This is a genomic window from Zooshikella harenae (assembly GCF_018837975.1).
Classification (GTDB): Bacteria; Pseudomonadota; Gammaproteobacteria; order Pseudomonadales; family Zooshikellaceae; genus Zooshikella; species Zooshikella harenae.
The window spans coordinates 1-17,884 of sequence record NZ_JAGSOY010000086.1; the positions used below are offsets into that span (position 1 = coordinate 1).

A 17,884-nucleotide genomic window follows, 5' to 3' on the forward strand; every position below is an offset into this window, starting at 1 on the left:
CAAATTTCTTCTCAGCCTAAATGGTCTCGATAAAAAGCTGCCTTTAAGAGTGTCATCTAATACAACTAAAGTGGTAGATCACTCAATATCTAAACCGCTCATAAACTCAATAGCTGCTTTATATTCATCTTCAGAACAGTCACTACAGTTGCCGCCTGCTGGCATAGCCCCCTTACCATTCGTAATGCTACTCAATAATGCACTTACGTCACCACTAACACTATCTAAACGAGCTTGCCATGCCGCAGTATCACCTTTCTTAGGTGCATTGGCGACACCAATACTATGGCAGGCAGTACAGGCACTATTATATACATCTTCACCAGATCTAGGACCATCATTCGCCACAACGGGAGCAGCTGCAGCTTTAGCGCACTCGTCGCCTTCAAGACAAACTTCTCCCACAGGCTTAATACGTTCTGCAATCTCATCATTAAGTGCAGCATTAGCTCCCTGCCCCAAAAATACAGCCCCTGCCACTACAGCTGAAGGTAAGATACGTTGCAGTAATTTTTTCATTGAACCCACGTTACTATCCCCTTAACAGTCCCCACTTAGACCACATCACGTTTTTGTAGCACAACTAACTTATCCAAGAGTGAAAGGTGAAAGCATTTTTCACTAATGCACAGATGCTCCAGCTTTTAACAATCAGTCAACTTTTTTCAGCTTTCAACAATTGCAATACAGCTCAATACCACTTATGGAATTAAAAGATAATAAGCTGTGAGTGTGTACCTAGTTTCTGTATACACTTGAACAAGTGACTTACAATTCATTGATACATTATTTATATGGCAGGGGATTATAAACCAATTAATTAACCAGCAGAAACCATATAAGTTCCTTGCCTTGTGATCTGCTTGGCTCTTAATTAGCACAGAGGCACTTATAAAACGACAAGTTAAATGTAAATAACAGCTAAATAAAATATCCTGGTAAGAGGTATGGACTATCTAAAAAACCATGGTATGATCTACAGCCCAAATCCAAGCGCCCTTAGCTCAGCTGGATAGAGCGTTGCCCTCCGGAGGCAAAGGTCAGAGGTTCGAATCCTCTAGGGCGCGCCATTTCAAGTATACCAATATTCCTGATACCCCATAAATCAATCCCAACGCTAAGTCATGAGACTTCTATCTATTTAAAATAGCTTAATCAAGAATTTCTCTTAGATTATCTAATGCTCATCCCTGTTACATTCAGTAACTACAACAAGTCATTACTATGACAAAAACATTGGTAAATTTCGCCTTTAGAAAACTACACAGCCTCAATTGACCATTTTTCAAACAATCCTACTGACTGATTAATACGCCCCCCCTCAATACAAAGGACCGTAATGGCTAAATCAAGTAGCAGCCTACACAAGTTGCTTATTTAATATAAACTGAAAACAAACCTGATAAAGTACAACCATGTTAAATCATAAAACCTGAAATATTTGAACAACATTAATTCTTACAGAACAATAATTTTACCATGACAAATGACCCTGAGTTAACGCGCATTAAAACGACCTTTGATCCACAGTTTCAATATATTCAAGTAGAAGCTGTAGAAATAGATAGTCACTTACTTAAGCATGCAAGAAAAAAAGTGCTTAAAGCTTGCCAGCAGAATAATAACTACCGATTGCTCGTGTTTCTGAAAGAAATGGGTGAGACAGTACACCGAAATGCAATGGATTACTATAATTTTGCCACTAGCTTCTTTTCTGAAGGATTTCCTAAAAATACCCAAATTGCAATCATTACCACACCAACCAATTATGGAGCAGAGTCTGTTGCTCGCATAGCAAAAGACCGGCATGTCAATATTAAGTTATTTTATGAAGAGCAAGAAGCAAAAAAATGGCTACTCGAAAAACCTAAAAACACCCATTACTTAAACAAGTAATGGGCGCTTTTAATTAACTAAAACTAAATCAAGGTACTTGGTTATTAAAAAAATCTCGAACCTGAGGCCAGATACGGGATACTTTAACACCTTGATTCAAACAACCACCATAATGATGCAAACCAATCGCTTTATTTGAGCTTCTTGCTAAAACAGGCGACCCAGAGCTGCCGCCCGTTGTATCACAATAGTAACCTAAATCAGTCCCACTCGCGCGGCCTGAACGACTTGGCGCATCAACCCGGCACACATTACCTGAATTATAATCGCTTTCTATACCAAACTGTTTTGGCGCACCACTACCATGTTGAGCAATATAAATAACTTCACTTTTTTGCGGATCTCGCACTTCTAAGCCAAAATAACCAAACTGTTTAAGTGCGCTAAAATTATTCACAGTAAATAGAGTATAATCAAGCGTATAATCAGTTTTTAACAGCGAACTCCCTGAAACTTTAACCACTTGATTAATTTGCTGTCCACCACAACTGCTCCGCTGATAATTAAACCAAACTTCTGAACCTCGTACAGAAGATTCTGTACTCATACAATGGTTATTAGTAAACATACGATTATCAGCACTCACCCGCCATGCCGTGCATAAACCTCGCCCCATGACTAATCGCCCTACCGCGTTAGCATATTTAAACTCGGTCGGGTGCGAACGTTCATAGCAAGCAACATCTTTCCGCTCGTTACTCCCGCATGTTGAAAATGAGCGAACACGGTAGGCTATTTCATTTTCAGAATAACCTCTCATGTAATGACTTATTTTAAGTTTATTTTGAGTAGGCACCCAGGTATTTGCCTCATATTGGTGCAGCCGCACAATTGCGGTATCCCCAGTGATTGACATACTTGCCCAACTATTAACACCATCCTCTTCATCACTCACAGTAAAATCATCACGCTGTGTATTACTATAACGATATTCTTCAGATCCATCTTTATTGCTCACCGTTACCCAACTACTATCAGGAATATCAAACTTCGAAAAATGCACCTTTATAAAACTCGCTCCTGGTTCACTAATAACAACTTCCCCTCCAAGTGCCTCTATATCTCCTCCCAACAATGAAGCAGGCATCTCGACTCGATCAGCAATAACCATTGGTTTTAAGGATGCTTCTAATTCTTCACTGCTCACCGTCGGGGTATATTCTAATGCATTATTCTGATCTTGAGATAAAACAGGTGTGGCAGACAACGACAGCAAAATACTCGCTACAAGCTTTGTTTTAAGTAAGTCCATTAACATGCTTATGCCTCCTGGCTACACATATACCCTTCACGAATCATTTTTAGGGTTTGTTGTCAGCGTTCTTGACCACCAAGGATGGTGGGAATGCAGTTTACGCAGGAGCATTTAACTGCCACCCCAGTCACTTATTAGTATAAGCTCCTGGGGCTTCATCACTTGACGGCCGCCCCTGAAAACCCTTCATTACGGGTATAAAAGAAAATTAAATCAATTAAGTTGATAGAACAAAAAAAGTAAATGAATGCCTATAACATAGGAAACATTTAAGTATTTTTATTATTAACACTTATTATTTTGGCATAAATAAAATGAACGGGGTGTTAATTTTTTTATCAAATTAAGATTCTTGTTTGAATAAAATTTTGCAATCGATATATTTTTTCTTATTCAATTTGTGAGGCACGTATTCACAATTGATATTAGTTTAACTCTCTTCAATTACTTTAAACAAGTTTATAAAACTTAAAATAATAATAGAAATAAAACCTATTAGAAAAGCACACTATTAAATTGCATATTTATAACAAATTATTTAAATAGTGCTTGTAATGTTTGTTGTAAATAAGTCAAACGCTTGCTGGATTTGACATTATGAACAGCCATAGCTACCGCTTTTTTCTGACCTATTAAAATAACCAACTGCTTACCACGTGTCACTCCAGTATAAAGTAGATTACGTTCAAGCAAAGTAAAATGTTGGGTAGCTATCGGTATCACAACAACAGGATATTCTGAGCCTTGGCTTTTATGGATGGTTGTTGCATAGGCTAAGGAGAGCTCATCCAACTCATGTTGTTCATAGACAACATCTCGCCCTTCAAAGCTAATTAACAACTCGCTTGATTCTGAATCAATAGACTGAACACGACCAATGTCGCCATTAAACACTTCTTTATCATAGTTATTCACATTTTGAATGACTTTATCACCTGGTGCATACGTCCAGCCAAATCGTGTTAATTTAGGATGAGCGTCACCATTCAGCTTTTCTTGTAACGCTAGGTTTAAGCTTCGAGCACCAAGACCTCCACGGTTCATTGGCGTAAGCACTTGAATATCATTAATTGGATCAACATTAAATCGCTTGGGAATACGTTCGCTTACCGAGTATATCAATTTTGCTTGAATTAATTCAGGCTCATCAACTTCCATAAAATAAAAGTCAGATTGCTCACCTTTTTCGCTGACTTTTGGGCTATAACCTCTATTAATACTGTGTGCATTGGTAATTATCTTAGATGTGGCCGCCTGCCGGAAGATCTCTGTTAACTTTGCTAGCGCAACAGTATTCGAGTTAATAATATCTGCCAAAACAGACCCAGGTCCAACAGAGGGTAACTGATCAACATCTCCCACCAGCAATACGGCTGTATTATTTGCTACCGCTCGCAACAGCTGGTTCATGAGTACTACATCCACCATGGATGTTTCATCAACAACCAAAAAGTCAGTTTCCAATGGCTTTTTAGCATTGCGCTTAAAATCAAATTGTTTAGGGTCAAACTCCAGTAAACGGTGAATGGTTGTGGCCTCTCGCCCCGTTGACTCACTCAAACGTTTAGCGGCTCTACCAGTCGGTGCACACAGAGTAACATGGGCTTTTTTAGCCGCAATAATCGTCAAAATACTATTAACAACAGTGGTTTTACCCACTCCAGGTCCACCTGTAATCACACAGAACTTGTTGTGGATAACACGTCGGATTGCATCTTGTTGCGAGACTGATAACTGAATATGATTTTGTTGTTCCACCCAGGGAATCGCTTTATTTAAATCAATCCCTTGCCAAAAGGTATGACCTTGCGCTAACCGATGAATATGGTTAGCAACACCTTGTTCCGCATGAAATAAAGGAGTTAAAAATACACAAGGCACGCCATCGATATTCTGTGCAACCAAGTTTTCAGCTACTAATTCCTCGTTAATCGCTTGTCGTAAAACAGTATCTGGAATTTCTAATAACTTCTCTCCCAACTGGACCAACTCTTCAAAGGATGCAGCACAATGTCCATTGCCAGAAATTTCCTGCAGCACATGACGTATGCCTGCTCGTGCACGTATTAATGAAGTAGGTTCAATGCCTAGGCGTTGGGCAATTTGATCAGCTGTTTTAAAACCAATGCCATGAATATCTAATGCAAGCTGGTAAGGGTTAGCACAGACTTTTTCAACTGCATCCTCACCATATACTTTATAAATACGTACAGCACGTGCCGTACCCACACCATGAGACTGCAAGAACACCATAATATCGCGCACGACTTTTTGCTCTTGCCACGCGGAAGTGATCTTCTTCTGTCGTACTTTACCAATACCGTCCAGTTCCAATAAGCGTTCTGGCTGATGTTCAATAACATCAAACACCTGCTCACCAAAATGCTTCACTAGTCGTTTAGCAAAGTGGGGGCCAATCCCCTTCACCATGCCCGAACCTAAATACTTCTGCATACCCTCCAGGTTAGTAGGCACAATCATTTTCACTGACTTAGCTTGAAACTGAAGACCATGCCGAGGATCATTAACCCAGATACCAAAGCTTTCAATATATTCACCCGCCGTGATTGCAGGCGTACTTCCCGTTATAGTAACCAGCTCCCGATAACCACGCACCTTGGCCCGCACCACAAAGAAACCGGTTTCCTCACTATGAAACGTCACACGCTCAACACTACCTTCCAAGCGTTCCTGAGGCTGATGGTCCGTGGTATTTGGGTTCATAAGCAATAATTAACCATTGATAGTGTAAGCACGAGCAGGGCTACCTTTGCGATTAGTCGATTGGTTTCTATTAAGTGGCTCTAGTATTACAAAGCTATAGAGGATTGCCAAACGTAAGAGGTTAGGAAAGTGTTGAATGGGTTTGAAAGCTATATTCCAATACCTATGACAATGTACTATCATTAGATAGTACAAACTTGCAAAGAGTAAATCAGATGAAAACCATAGGCATAAGACGGCTCCGTGAAAACCCTGGGCTTTTAACTCAGTGGTCCCAAGAGGGTGAATACACATTAATCACAAACCGCAGTGAACCTGTATCACTATCAATACCATTCAATCAAGCACTATTGGATCAAGGTGTACAAACGAATATCGCCATAAAACTCTTTGAAGACAAAGTACTCACACTGGTTCAAGCAGCCAAGCTTGCACGTTTATCTGTTGAAACTTTCTTAGGCAAACTATCTGCGCTCAATATCCCCGTTGTAGATCTAGATGAAACAGAATTAGACGAGGATTTAAAGCACTTTGAATAAAGAAATTATTGTTGCAGATACAGGCCCCCTGATTGCCCTCGCTTTAACAAACTGCATAACTTATTTACCAAAGTGTTTTAAGACAATTTATGTACCCACATCAGTACTGGAAGAGGCTATTCAAAACTTAAATAAACCTGGTGCTAAAGGTATAAAACAAGCCTTGGATAACGGCATACTAACCCCAAAACAGGTATTACCTGATCCCACATTTGAAACACTTGCAGGGTTGCTTGATCAAGGTGAAACAGAAGCGCTTACCTTAGCTAAACAAATCAACTGTCTTGCACTTGTTGACGAAAAAAGAGGTCGACAAGTCGCTCAACATCTGAATATACCCATCATTGGTAGTGCAGCTGTTTTAATTCAGCTCAAGCATAAAGGGTTCATACCTCAAGTAAAACCTCTTCTTTCAACGCTAAACGAAAATGGCTATCGTCTATCCGACAAGCTTGTAAAGCTAATACTTCAACGTTCTGGAGAGTAGTTAACACTCCTCATTAATAACCCCCCACCTAGCTCCCCCTTCAATAAAGGGGAGGAACTGATTGTGCTAAACCTGAAACAAAAGATGTTTATTGCTTGTACAATCTGCTCCCTCCCCTTGGCAAGGGGAGGGTTGGGTTGGGGTGGGGTTTGTTTCTAGCAGTAAAATTGGATGATTGCGGTTTAAGCTTTATTTACTTCAATGAAAATTCGACTTAATACACCTTCCAACTCACACATCACCTGCTGGTTAGTAAAATGAAGTACTTTTAAGCCACAAGATTCAAGAAACCTATCACGCACGTCATCATAAGCTATTCCTTCATGCGTAAAATGACTCTCCCCATCAACTTCAATAACTAAACGTCGCTCAGCACAATAAAAATCGACTATATACTGGCCAATACCATGTTGACGTCTAAATTTAACTCCCAATTGTTTCTTACGCAGAGCATTCCATAACCTTCTTTCTGGCTCAGTCAGATTAGATCGCAATGCTCTTCTTCTAGTTAGGTTGTTCTTGTCGTTTTTCACTGTGCTGTAAGTTTTGGGTTGTTGCTTGTGTGTGGTTATCTTGCATTATAGATAGAGTTCAGCCGGCCACCTTCATTAACCCCCTCCTAACCTCCCCCTTCAACAAAGGGGAGGAACTGATTGTGCTAAACCTGAAACACAAATTGTTTCCTGCTTGTATGATATGCTCCCTCCCCTTGCCAAGGGGAGGGTTGGGGTGGGGAACTAACCATAAACACCATTAGCTGTACGCTTAATAAGGTATAAGCATAAAAACAATAGTTAAAATCTTGAAGAAAAGAATATTTGGAAAGATAACCACTAACAGTCAGTTCATTATTTATACGATTATATTCGTACTTTAGTTTTTATAAGCTAACAACCTGTATAAAATACATACACCAAAACTGCTTTATTGCATAAGCTTTATACAACAAAATTTGTACGTAACTATGCGTAGAACTGGTTACTCATCGTTGAAAGCTTAACAGTTATCACTTTTTTATATACGCACATCAATACTAAAATGCTAACAGGTTGGCAATCATAAAACCTTTGTAGCATAATGCCACAGCACACAGCACTTAATATGTACGTTCGTTACATCGCACTTGTTTTGCTATAGGAATGATTTTTGTAAAACAAGCAAAAAATATGTGATGAATTCTACATTTTAAAATATTAAATGCAACGTGTTTAGTTTTTTTGGTTAGGAAGTAATCAAGATAGTAAAAGATAACTATTATATTCGTATAAATACGAAGCACTTAAATCTTCTCCTATAAAATACAAGAGAAGTGGTCTTCTTATCTTTTAGTACACTACAATTTATATAGATTTACAGTCTAAATATGCCTTTTTTAAAAGAGTATATTTCAAGTAAATCAATAAATTAGAGTGTATCTCTCTTGGTTGTCCAAACCAACTATGAAGTAAGTTAGATATAAGAATCGTATTTTATAAAGTTAGACGACCTTAACTATTACAGACAAATACATATTCGTGGCCTCCTTAACGTGGCTCTCCCTGTTGTTTTTCATACGAATGTCTTGGTGAAGGTCAACAAAACTTCTTACTAAATACACTGCTTATATCTACTACTCATAGAACATAACTGGATTGTTTGTTAGTAAAAAGAACGGAGAGAGACTCGAATGAAAAAACAACAAGGTTTTACGCTCATCGAATTGATGATCGTTGTAGCGATTATTGGTATTTTGGCTTCTATTGCCTTACCTATGTATAAAACTTACACCCAAAAGTCAAAGTTTTCAGAAGTCGTGCTAGCCGCTTCAGCCTATAAAACGCCTATAGAAATGGCCTTTCAAATGAATGGAGACATCACGGCAACGACCTTATCAAATCAAGGGATTTCTATTGGTGAACAAACATCATCAACCTACGGATATGTTGGGAAAGTTGAAATTAGTGACAGAGGCATAATTACTGCAACATCTAGCGGCATTGATGGTACTACTGACTATGTACTCACTCCAAACGAACAATCAGGTACACTAGTGTGGGAGGTTAGTGGTGGATGCGTAAACAAACAACTTTGTTCAAGAAATAGATAATTATATCTAATTTTAGGCAGGTCAGGAACCTGCCTATCAAAGACTTTTCCTATGAGAAATTTGAGATGAGAACTCATAAATTTAATAATATACTTTTTTTTAGTGCTTGCTTTACATCTTTATTTTTCACAGGAACTAATTTGTGGTTAATTTCTATTATTACAGTTATTCTTGCAGTTACCTTCTTAAAAAACACAATAAATTCTTGCAAAACAATTAATTATTTTTTATACCTAACCATTTTTAGCATTTCACTCAGTTTTTTTGTTACCTCTTCTTTTGACAAAACAGTAATTTATTCGAGTACATTCCTTATTCCTACTTTATATATTACAACATATAAAAGCACTCTAAAAAATGATAATATTTTTTTACTTATAATCTTAGCCATTACAATATCCGCACTATATTCCAATTATTTTTTTTTAATAGCGCCTTATAGAGTATCAGGTTTTATTCTTGACCCAAATGCATACTCCGCACTTATATACGTAGCACTCATACTATCAATTGCTTTTATTTCCAATGAGAAGATAAGACTACTTCTAATAGTATTATTTTGTTTAACACTAGTTGAAACAAGTTCACGTTCAGGTATTGGACTATTTATTATAGCTTGTATAGCTATTTTATTAATAAAAAAACATTTAACGAAACAAGTTTTCCAAAGTACTTGTCACGCGTTAATTATTTTAACTTTATCATTTTGCGCGATACATTTTTATACTGACTTTTTAGGCTTCAATTTTTCACGAAAAATTTTGCCCAATTTTGACTATGGTCCTCTTGGTGTACGCTGGACAATCTGGATAGACAGTCTTAAACTTTTTAATGCTAGCTTTCCATTAGGGACAGGATATGGCACTTTTGAAACATTATATCCTTCTGTGAGAAGTGAGTTTTATACAACAGGAACATATGCGCATAATGATTTTTTACAAGTCCTGATCGAAGGAGGAGTTGTTGGCTTAACCTTATGGGTTGGACTTGGACTTAGGGCTCTATATTTACTGATAAAGCTACTTTCTGTCAAAGACATTTATAGTGAAAGCAAAAAAAATAAACTAATACTGTTAACGATCACATTATTAATCTTGCTCACTCATAGTATTGTTAACTTTATTTTTTATGTCTTACCTTTGTGTATTGTTATTTTAGTTATATGGGGAGCTATAGAAACCTCTTTACCAGAAAAAAAAACGAATACATCTTCCTTTAAAAATAAAATATTAGGGGCTTTTTTATTATTATCATTCCTATGCATAAATTCCACTATTATTCAAATTACACTATTCGAAAGCGAATACAGCAAACAACTTTATAAAGATCATAAAGAAGCTTTATTAACCACATATCAAATTTTAAAAACACTTAGAATTGATAACTATAACACAAACATTTTTTTTATTCGTCAAAACTATTTCAACTTAATTAATAACAAAAAAATTCCTCTAGATACCAGAAAAAAGATTTATGACTATAGCTATGATAATCTTCTAGAACTAGAGGAAAGATACCCAAAGACTCCTGAAGTTCTAACCTGGAAAGCGATATATATAGCAACTGAATTAAACTCGTCAGAAACGAAACAACATGCTATAGATATTATTCAAGATACTTTAAGAATTCACCCAGGTTATGTAAATGCATACAAAGTTGGCTACACACTTTTGGATAAAGAAAGAGATAATGACGCATTTTTTTGTTCCATGCACAAAATAAGCACAACATGGACAATCATAATGGACATAAAAGAAGGTTTATGGTTTTTTGATAGGCAAAGAACTCTTAGTAAGTCTCTCAACTTACCAAAACTAGCCCATCTTTATGAGCGAGCTTATGCTTTATATCCATTGAAATACACTTCACCTTATACAAATGAATATAGTCAAGTATTAGGTAAACTAAAAGAAGAGCCATCTATTTGCAAACACTAAGTTTAACCAAAAACAAATTTGGGCCTTGGTAAAATTTTCTTAACCTCATTTTGCTAAGCCTACTGCTCTCTCTTATCTTCACACACCTGTCCCTTAACTACACTATACTTGTCATACAGTCTTATAACGTATAACAAGGAGTGTACAATGAGTGATCAAGCAGTGTTGATGCTGGTTACCAGCCACAGTCAACTCTCGGATGACAAGACAACTGGCTTATGGTTTGAGGAGTTTGCTGTACCTTATGAACAGATCAAACAAGCTGGCTTTGATATCACTGTTGCCAGTATTCAAGGGGGAAAGGCACCGGTTGATCAACAAAGCCTTCCCAAAGAGGGAGAGCATGCTGAAGCAATGATGGTGTTAGAAAATACCATTCCCCTCACAGACGTAGCTCCTGCCAATTATTGCGGTTTATTTATTCCTGGGGGACATGGCACTATGTTTGATTTACCCAACAACCCTGCCGTTGCCTATGCTATTGGCTTTTATATTGAAAAACATCAACCCGTTGCAGCGGTTTGTCATGGGGTTTGTGCCTTAATTAATGATATACCCGGTTATGGACCTAAATTCGTCAAAGGCCGTATTCTGACGTCATTTACCAATGAGGAAGAACATGAAGTGGGTATGACTAACCATATGCCGTTTTTATTGGAAACCCGGCTGCGTGAACTTGGTGCAGATTATCGTGGGTCTGACAATTGGTCAGACCATATTGAAATTGATGGCTTATTAATTACTGGGCAAAACCCTCAGTCTAGTGAAAGTACTGGGAAAGCTTTTCTTCGGGCTTTAAAGGATTAATTTTCTGTTTGTTCTTTTAACCCCCTCCTAACCTCCCCCTTCAACGAGGGGGAGGAACTTAATACGAAAATATCCCCTCAAATAAAGTAGAGAAACTAAAAGTTGCCGTTCATTAGCCTCTCAATAAGGGACGCAAATCGCGAGGGGTTTGTACTTTATATTTTTAATTTGTCATGTTACCGTCACTAAAAAGCAACACATGGACAGTAAGTTGAGCGAAAACTGTGCATTTCATGAGTCATTTTTTGACGATTTATGCCAGTTAACGCTATCGCTTATAAAAAAGGTAGTATGAGTAACATGACAAATCACTTTCTCTCTCGTTGTGCTTTAGGCACATCACTTGCGCTTATCCTTTCTGGATGTCAACACTATACAGAGCCTGCCCCATCTACTTTAGTGGGCTATGCTAAATTACCCGCCGACAGTTTTGCTCAAGGCCCTGTGGCTGGTAAAGGTTTAGGTGTTTCCCCCATTAACGGCAAACAAGTTCCTTTTAAAAAAGGACAGCCGATCCAAGGTTTTTCCGCTGTTTTAAAAAATCCTGATGGCACCTTTTTAGCCATGTCAGACAATGGCTTTGGTAAGGTGGAAAATTCTGCTGATTTTAACCTGCGTTTATATACTATTCAGCCACAACTAAAAACCAATGATAAAACAGATGCTGGCCTCGTTGAGGTAAAAGGTTTTATTGAGCTACACGACCCTGATAATAAAATTCCCTTTGCCATTGTTAATCACTTTACTCAACAACGTGTGTTAACAGGCGCTGATTTTGATATTGAGTCAGTTCGTCGTACTGCAGATGGTACCTATTGGTTAGGTGACGAATTTGGTCCTTTTTTACTGCATGTAGATGCTAATGGCAAAGTTTTAGAAGAGCCTTATCGACTGCCCGATTTTAGCCGGACAGGCCACTATTTAAACTCGCCGCAAAATCCTTATTTAGAGGAAGGCTCCAGTGTTCGTATTATGAATGCGGTCGCTCAACATGCCGCACTACACGGTGCCAATTATCAGCCAGTATTTTCACCCTACCATGTTATGCTGCAGGACAATAATCCAAAAGTAACTCATTATGCTCGGGACAAAGACACCCCCAACGGTTTAAAACTAGCGGCAAGTGATGTATTTGATATTCAGTCCATTAAAAAAGCAGGCTACCCTGTTGTTACTTGGACAGTGAATGAAATTCCAAGAATGTTGGAGCTGATGGAACTAGGGGTGAGTGGCATTATTTCTGACCGGCCAGATTTATTATTAACAGCGGTTAAGCAGTTTGATGGAAACAAAGATGGCAAGCCAGATTACCTCACCGCTGAAGGACTGATTGATGCTCAACAGTTTGATGCCCAAGGTCATCGTGGCGGTCGTAATTTACGCCCTGAAAATACGTTGCCTGCAATGGAAGTGGCATTGGATAACCTAATGACAACACTGGAAACGGATATTGGTATTACTAAAGATGGTGTTGCTGTACTTAGTCATGATCCCTACATTGAAGCCACTAAGTGTCGTTTAAGTAATAATAAGGTTTATACTGAACACCAGCAAAAACTTATCAAAGACCTTACATTTAAAGAAATTCAAAACAATTTTGTTTGCGATAAAGTGTTTCGCGGAGATTCACAAGTTAATGACCCTGCACTCTCACCTGTTACTTTAGCTTTTACCAAAAAAGTGGGCTTAAAACACAATTACACACCACCCAGCCTACAGCAGGTTTTTAACTTTGTTCGTTTTTATCAACAATTTTATACAACAGGCCAAGGTAAAAACCACCCACTCGCCGTTCAACGCAGCAAAGTAGCTCAGCAAGTTCGATTTAATATTGAAACGAAATTAAATCCACGTAGTGATCGTGATAGTCATGGTATCGGTTACAACAAGCGCACTGTTACGCCAGAAAAAATGGCACAGATTTTAGCGAATACCATCAAGCGAAATGGATTAATAAAACGAGCCGATATCCAAAGTTTTGATTTTCGCTCACTGTTATATATACAACAAAACTACCCTAAAATTCGGACTGTTTACCTCATAGGTGATTTCCCGAATAAAGGTCCTTATGCTGATGACGGTACCAACTTGCAAGACGAGCAAGGTAAGAACACACCTTGGCTAGCAGGTTTATACTGGCCCTATCGTAATACAGCATTAGTTGATGGCATCCGCATCAATCGCAGTAGCGGCTTTGAAGGAATGGCGTTAAGTGCTGATGGTAATACCCTGTTTGCAATGCTTGAAGAGCCTGTGATTGGTAACGATAAACGTGAGCTGTTAATTCATGCTTTTGATCTAAAACGTAAGGTTTTTACTGGAAAAAGCTACCGTTATCCCATGGCCGATAAAAGCAAAGCAATTGGTGACTTCACCATGATCAATGCAAAACATGGTCTGGTTATAGAGCGAGATAACGAGGAAGGTACTGTTGAAGCCTTCAAAATGGTTTACCTGATTACCCTGCAAGACGATGGTCAGGTTTCAAAAAAGCCGTTGGTCAATTTAATGGCGATTAAAGACCCTCATCAATTAGCCGATAGACAAGCTGGCGATTTTGGTGTCAGCAACGGTAAGTTTGCCTTTAGTTACACAACCATTGAAAACATTGAAGTGTTGGACGAGCAGCATATTGCGGTAATGAACGACAATAATTACCCATTCAGCTTAGGACGTCATTTAGCGTCTAAGCAGCCAGATGACACTGAGTTTATTGTGTTACGCCTGCCTGAAAAGTTAGATTTATCACAATAAAATTGGCGAATAATTTGTTTTTCTCACCACAGTTAGGACGTAATAGCTTTTACGTCCTAATGCTTATTGCGAACTCTGGGCTAATGTCTGCAAAAATGCTAGTGTCTTTTTTAACCAGACAGGTTGAAAAGGAGCCACTATGCCGCTGCGTCTGAAATGCTTGATAAGTCTTATTATTGCATTGCTGGCAAGCATTGCCTGGATCAAGCCTATTGATCAATCCACTGATGCTATCGTCACTGAGCACTTAAAAAATGCCGCTGTCACGTTTGCTGCTGCACGCTTATTGAATGGTGCTATCTCTGTTGTCCAAGGAACTGAGCTATCAATAGAGCCTGTTGGTATAGGCGTTACCTTTAAAGCTGGAGAAATTCTTGATCCGGTGAATGATATGGTGGAGCGGTTTTCCTGGGTAATGCTGGCCAGTACCACCTCATTAGGCATTCAGAAGCTGTTGATTCAAATGATCAGTGCACACTGGTTTAACATTATGCTATCCAGTATGGCGGGTTTACTTGTTATCGCATTGTGGATTCCAAAAGCAATACCACGTACTCAACTTTGGTTTACCAAGCTGTTTGCATTACTGATTGTGGTACGCTTTGCTTTAACGATTGTCGTTCTGGCCAATCATTTACTGCAAATACATTTTCTTGAGGAACAACAGCAGCAAGCCACTGAGCACCTGCAGATGACAACGCAGGCAATTGAAGATTTTCAACAACAGCAAATCGAGCAATCTCAAGAAGAAAAATCTTTTATTGAGTCACTTCGTGATCGATGGGATCAGGTTAGTCAGCAACTTAACCCATCAAAGCAGTTTGAAGTATTACAGGCTAAAGCAAACCAAGCTATAGAAGATATGATGCTATTAATTGCCAGCTTTCTTCTACAAACCGTCTTATTACCGTTGTTGTTTTTGTGGATTCTTGTGAAAATTTCTGGATTTATTATGCGGTTTGAAGCACTTCCTGCTAGGACGCTTAGCTAACCACACTACTTAACCCCCTCCTAACCTCCCCCTTCAACAAAGGGGAGGAATTAAAAAAACCGCACAACCTATTCCATTCCTTTCAACAAAAAAGCGGAATTAAACACCACCATATCGCTATGCACTTTATTCCCTCCCCTTAAGTAAGGGGAGGGTTAGGGTGGGGATAATAAGGAGGAAAATTAAAAAGAAATTAAAGTGCTATAAATACGCAAGTACTAAAGACATATAAAATGGAATAATAATAATGCCCATACCTGTACTCGCAAGTACTGCAACTGCTGCCTTTTGTGGTTGAGCATCCAATTCAACTGCCACAGCGATATTGTTTGCAGCTAAAGGCACCATCGACATCAATAAAATGCCATACATAATTGTGCGATTAAAGCTATGAAAGACAAAATGATCAATAATAATTGCAATTATTACAGCGGCAGGCCAGAAAATATATTTAACGATAGATGTAACTGCAATAAATTTCATATCAATATGGCTGCGTGATACTTGAGCTAATCCTAGGCCAACGATCATCATACCTAAAACGGTATAAGCACCTTTAAATGCTTCAAGGCTTTCTGCTAAATTTGCAGGTAAATGAAAACCCGCTAAATTTAAAACTAACCCTGTTGTAAATGCATAAATTAAAGGCAACCGAGATATTTTGCGTAGACTATCCTGAATGGTAAAATTTCCGCGTGCTGTAATGTAAAAACCAACGGTACTCTCAAATACCATAAAACCCATTAATGAAAAAAGCACAACAGCAATGCCTTCTGCATCGAATAATGCCATGGCAATCGGTAATCCAAAATAGCCCGTATTACCCGTACCAGATGAAAAGGCAAATAAATTACGCGTATTATCTTGCCACAAACAACCTCCCCATAGAAAAGCTATAAAAGCTAAACTACAGGAAATACAAAAAAACATTATTGGTAGCATGGCATAACTGAGCTTAATTGGCGCTTCCATCATGCCTGTAAAAATAACAATAGGTGCTACGACATAAATTAGTAATGAAGAAAAAGTTCGGGTATTAAGAGGCAGGCGCTTGCCCGCAATAAAGCCTAGCACAACAAGAATAAATAAGAAGGTAACTTTACCCAGTAGTATGTCAGTATCCATAGAAAGGGGTCCAACGGGTTAAGAGATTACAAAGCATAATTGTACTGAATATCCACAAGATGAATAATACGTAATATATGAAGCTTTTATGTGTTTATTAGAAAGGACCTAACAACCCTATAAGAACAAGTTCATATTCGTCTACATTGCTGGCTCTCTGCAACACGCTTACGCCAATCAATTGTCTAACAAAATACTTCTCGTTAACAAAACTGACTAGTCCGGTGTCATATCAATGACATAGGCTTCTTCATTTACCTGATCAGACTTAACACAGACATACTGGTAGATTTAAAAACTTCAAATAAAGAATATATTTATTGTTTTATATAGCTATAATGCATATGCTTTGTAATGAACCGTTTAATCTCATAAACATAAAAAAGTATAATAATCTACATTATTAAGGACATGGATTTATGGTAGAAATAATCGTACGCTATGTTCACTTTATTGGAATTATTGGGTTAGGTGCAACACTTGTTGCAGAACACTTACTGATCTCAACAGAGTTATCAGCACAGCAAATTAAAAAGATAGCAAGGATTGATGCTGTATACGGCATTAGCGCTTTAGTCACTTTAATTGCTGGTTTGTTATTATGGTTCGTTGTAGGGAAGCCTGCAGACTATTATTTGAAAAACTGGATTTTTCATACCAAAATTTCACTATTTATTTTAATCGTAATTCTTTCTATTTACCCCACAATATTTTTCATAAAAAATCGTAATAGCACCTTAAGTAAAATATCTGTATCTAAAGCCATTCCTATTATTCTCAGAGTAGAATTAACCTTATTTTTGTTACTGCCTTTTCTTGCGCTGATGGTAGCAAGAGGCTACGGGAGCTTTTAAATATCCCCAAACCAATAACAATAAGGAGTACCTGATGAGTACTGTATCCACTGAAAATGCAGAGCATTATATCTGGGGATCACTCTGTGATGGTTGGCACCTGGCTAAATCACCCAACTTAAGTGTCATCCAAGAGCGTGTTCCACCAAACAGTTCCAAAGTTAGACATTATCACCAAAAATCTGAACAGTTCTTTCGGATCCTCATGTATTACTCATACACTGCGGTTCTCCGTGCAGTGCTTCCTTGCTCTCACAAAAAAATCACTATTTTTAGAGGTGCCCATATGTTTTAGCGGGCCAAGCCACATTAGAATTAGAAAACAGTCATACTCACACATTAAGCGCTAACCAAGGTTTTCATGTAACACAAGGTGTCACTCACAAACTAAGTAATCAAGGGTATGAAGACTTGCCCTTGCTGGTAATA

15 protein-coding genes, 1 tRNA gene and 1 pseudogene are annotated in these 17,884 nt (G+C 38.2%); 12 read left to right on the forward strand and 5 right to left on the reverse strand.

The features are described from left to right. Positions 1 to 78 precede the first annotated feature (78 nt). Entirely contained in the window at positions 79 to 519 is a 441-nt protein-coding gene (locus tag KCG35_RS20960) for a c-type cytochrome (RefSeq protein ID WP_215821819.1), read from the reverse strand. 474 nt (positions 520 to 993) lie between these two features. Here KCG35_RS20960 and KCG35_RS20965 point away from each other — a divergent pair. Together KCG35_RS20965 and KCG35_RS20970 are read left to right on the forward strand one after the other, a co-directional pair. Then, positions 994 to 1,070 (forward strand) — tRNA-Arg (locus KCG35_RS20965). Positions 1,071 to 1,479: 409 nt separating this feature from the next. After that, positions 1,480 to 1,896, forward strand: a complete 417-nt coding sequence (locus tag KCG35_RS20970; protein ID WP_215821820.1) for a hypothetical protein — start codon at positions 1,480 to 1,482, stop codon at positions 1,894 to 1,896. Positions 1,897 to 1,924: 28 nt separating this feature from the next. Here the strand turns inward: KCG35_RS20970 and KCG35_RS20975 are convergent, their stop codons facing one another. After that, positions 1,925 to 3,154 carry a trypsin-like serine peptidase gene (locus tag KCG35_RS20975; protein ID WP_215821821.1) on the reverse strand — a complete coding sequence of 410 codons (1,230 nt, stop codon included), beginning with the start codon at positions 3,152 to 3,154 and terminating at the stop codon, positions 1,925 to 1,927. A gap of 531 nt (positions 3,155 to 3,685) precedes the next feature. Beyond that, positions 3,686 to 5,875: an SF1B family DNA helicase RecD2 gene (gene recD2, locus KCG35_RS20980; protein WP_215821822.1), complete on the reverse strand. Its 2,190-nt coding sequence runs from the start codon at positions 5,873 to 5,875 to the stop codon at positions 3,686 to 3,688. 215 nt (positions 5,876 to 6,090) lie between these two features. Here recD2 and KCG35_RS20985 point away from each other — a divergent pair, with 215 nt between their 5' ends. Next, positions 6,091 to 6,414, forward strand: coding sequence for a UPF0175 family protein (locus KCG35_RS20985; RefSeq protein ID WP_215821823.1), 324 nt, complete (start codon positions 6,091 to 6,093; stop codon positions 6,412 to 6,414). Further along, positions 6,407 to 6,901, forward strand: a complete 495-nt coding sequence (locus tag KCG35_RS20990) for a PIN domain-containing protein (RefSeq protein ID WP_215821824.1) — start codon at positions 6,407 to 6,409, stop codon at positions 6,899 to 6,901. The genes KCG35_RS20985 and KCG35_RS20990 overlap by 8 nt, the downstream gene beginning before the upstream one ends. A gap of 182 nt (positions 6,902 to 7,083) precedes the next feature. Here the strand turns inward: KCG35_RS20990 and KCG35_RS20995 are convergent, their stop codons facing one another. Then, positions 7,084 to 7,434, reverse strand: a complete 351-nt coding sequence (locus KCG35_RS20995; RefSeq protein ID WP_215821825.1) for an endonuclease domain-containing protein — start codon at positions 7,432 to 7,434, stop codon at positions 7,084 to 7,086. A gap of 1,133 nt (positions 7,435 to 8,567) precedes the next feature. On the opposite strand from KCG35_RS20995, the gene KCG35_RS26740 reads away from it, so the two are divergent. The 5 genes from KCG35_RS26740 (at position 8,568) to KCG35_RS21020 (ending at position 15,476) form a co-directional block, all read left to right on the forward strand. After that, the gene (locus tag KCG35_RS26740; protein ID WP_215821826.1) at positions 8,568 to 8,987 is read left to right on the forward strand and encodes a pilin; all 420 of its coding nucleotides are present in this window, start codon (positions 8,568 to 8,570) and stop codon (positions 8,985 to 8,987) included. Positions 8,988 to 9,052: 65 nt separating this feature from the next. After that, positions 9,053 to 10,924, forward strand: coding sequence for an O-antigen ligase family protein (locus KCG35_RS21005; protein WP_215821827.1), 1,872 nt, complete (start codon positions 9,053 to 9,055; stop codon positions 10,922 to 10,924). 147 nt (positions 10,925 to 11,071) lie between these two features. Then, on the forward strand, positions 11,072 to 11,731 hold the full coding sequence (locus KCG35_RS21010; RefSeq protein WP_215821828.1) for a type 1 glutamine amidotransferase domain-containing protein: 660 nt from the start codon (positions 11,072 to 11,074) through the stop codon (positions 11,729 to 11,731). 300 nt (positions 11,732 to 12,031) lie between these two features. Continuing rightward, positions 12,032 to 14,485, forward strand: coding sequence for an esterase-like activity of phytase family protein (locus KCG35_RS21015; RefSeq protein WP_215821829.1), 2,454 nt, complete (start codon positions 12,032 to 12,034; stop codon positions 14,483 to 14,485). Positions 14,486 to 14,624: 139 nt separating this feature from the next. Beyond that, entirely contained in the window at positions 14,625 to 15,476 is an 852-nt protein-coding gene (locus KCG35_RS21020; protein ID WP_215821830.1) for a hypothetical protein, read from the forward strand. A gap of 201 nt (positions 15,477 to 15,677) precedes the next feature. On the opposite strand, the gene KCG35_RS21025 is transcribed toward KCG35_RS21020, so the two are convergent. Then, complete coding sequence (locus KCG35_RS21025; RefSeq protein ID WP_215821831.1) at positions 15,678 to 16,601, reverse strand: AEC family transporter; 924 nt, start codon at positions 16,599 to 16,601, stop codon at positions 15,678 to 15,680. 419 nt (positions 16,602 to 17,020) lie between these two features. Here KCG35_RS21025 and KCG35_RS21030 point away from each other — a divergent pair, with 419 nt between their 5' ends. The 3 genes and pseudogenes from KCG35_RS21030 to KCG35_RS27120 all read left to right on the forward strand — a co-directional run. Beyond that, positions 17,021 to 17,455 carry a DUF2214 family protein gene (locus KCG35_RS21030; protein ID WP_215821832.1) on the forward strand — a complete coding sequence of 145 codons (435 nt, stop codon included), beginning with the start codon at positions 17,021 to 17,023 and terminating at the stop codon, positions 17,453 to 17,455. A 34-nt stretch (positions 17,456 to 17,489) separates the two neighbouring features. Then, positions 17,490 to 17,750, forward strand: a complete 261-nt coding sequence (locus KCG35_RS21035; RefSeq protein ID WP_215821833.1) for a cupin domain-containing protein — start codon at positions 17,490 to 17,492, stop codon at positions 17,748 to 17,750. A gap of 50 nt (positions 17,751 to 17,800) precedes the next feature. Continuing rightward, positions 17,801 to 17,884, forward strand: a pseudogene (locus KCG35_RS27120) (hypothetical protein); the annotation flags it as partial.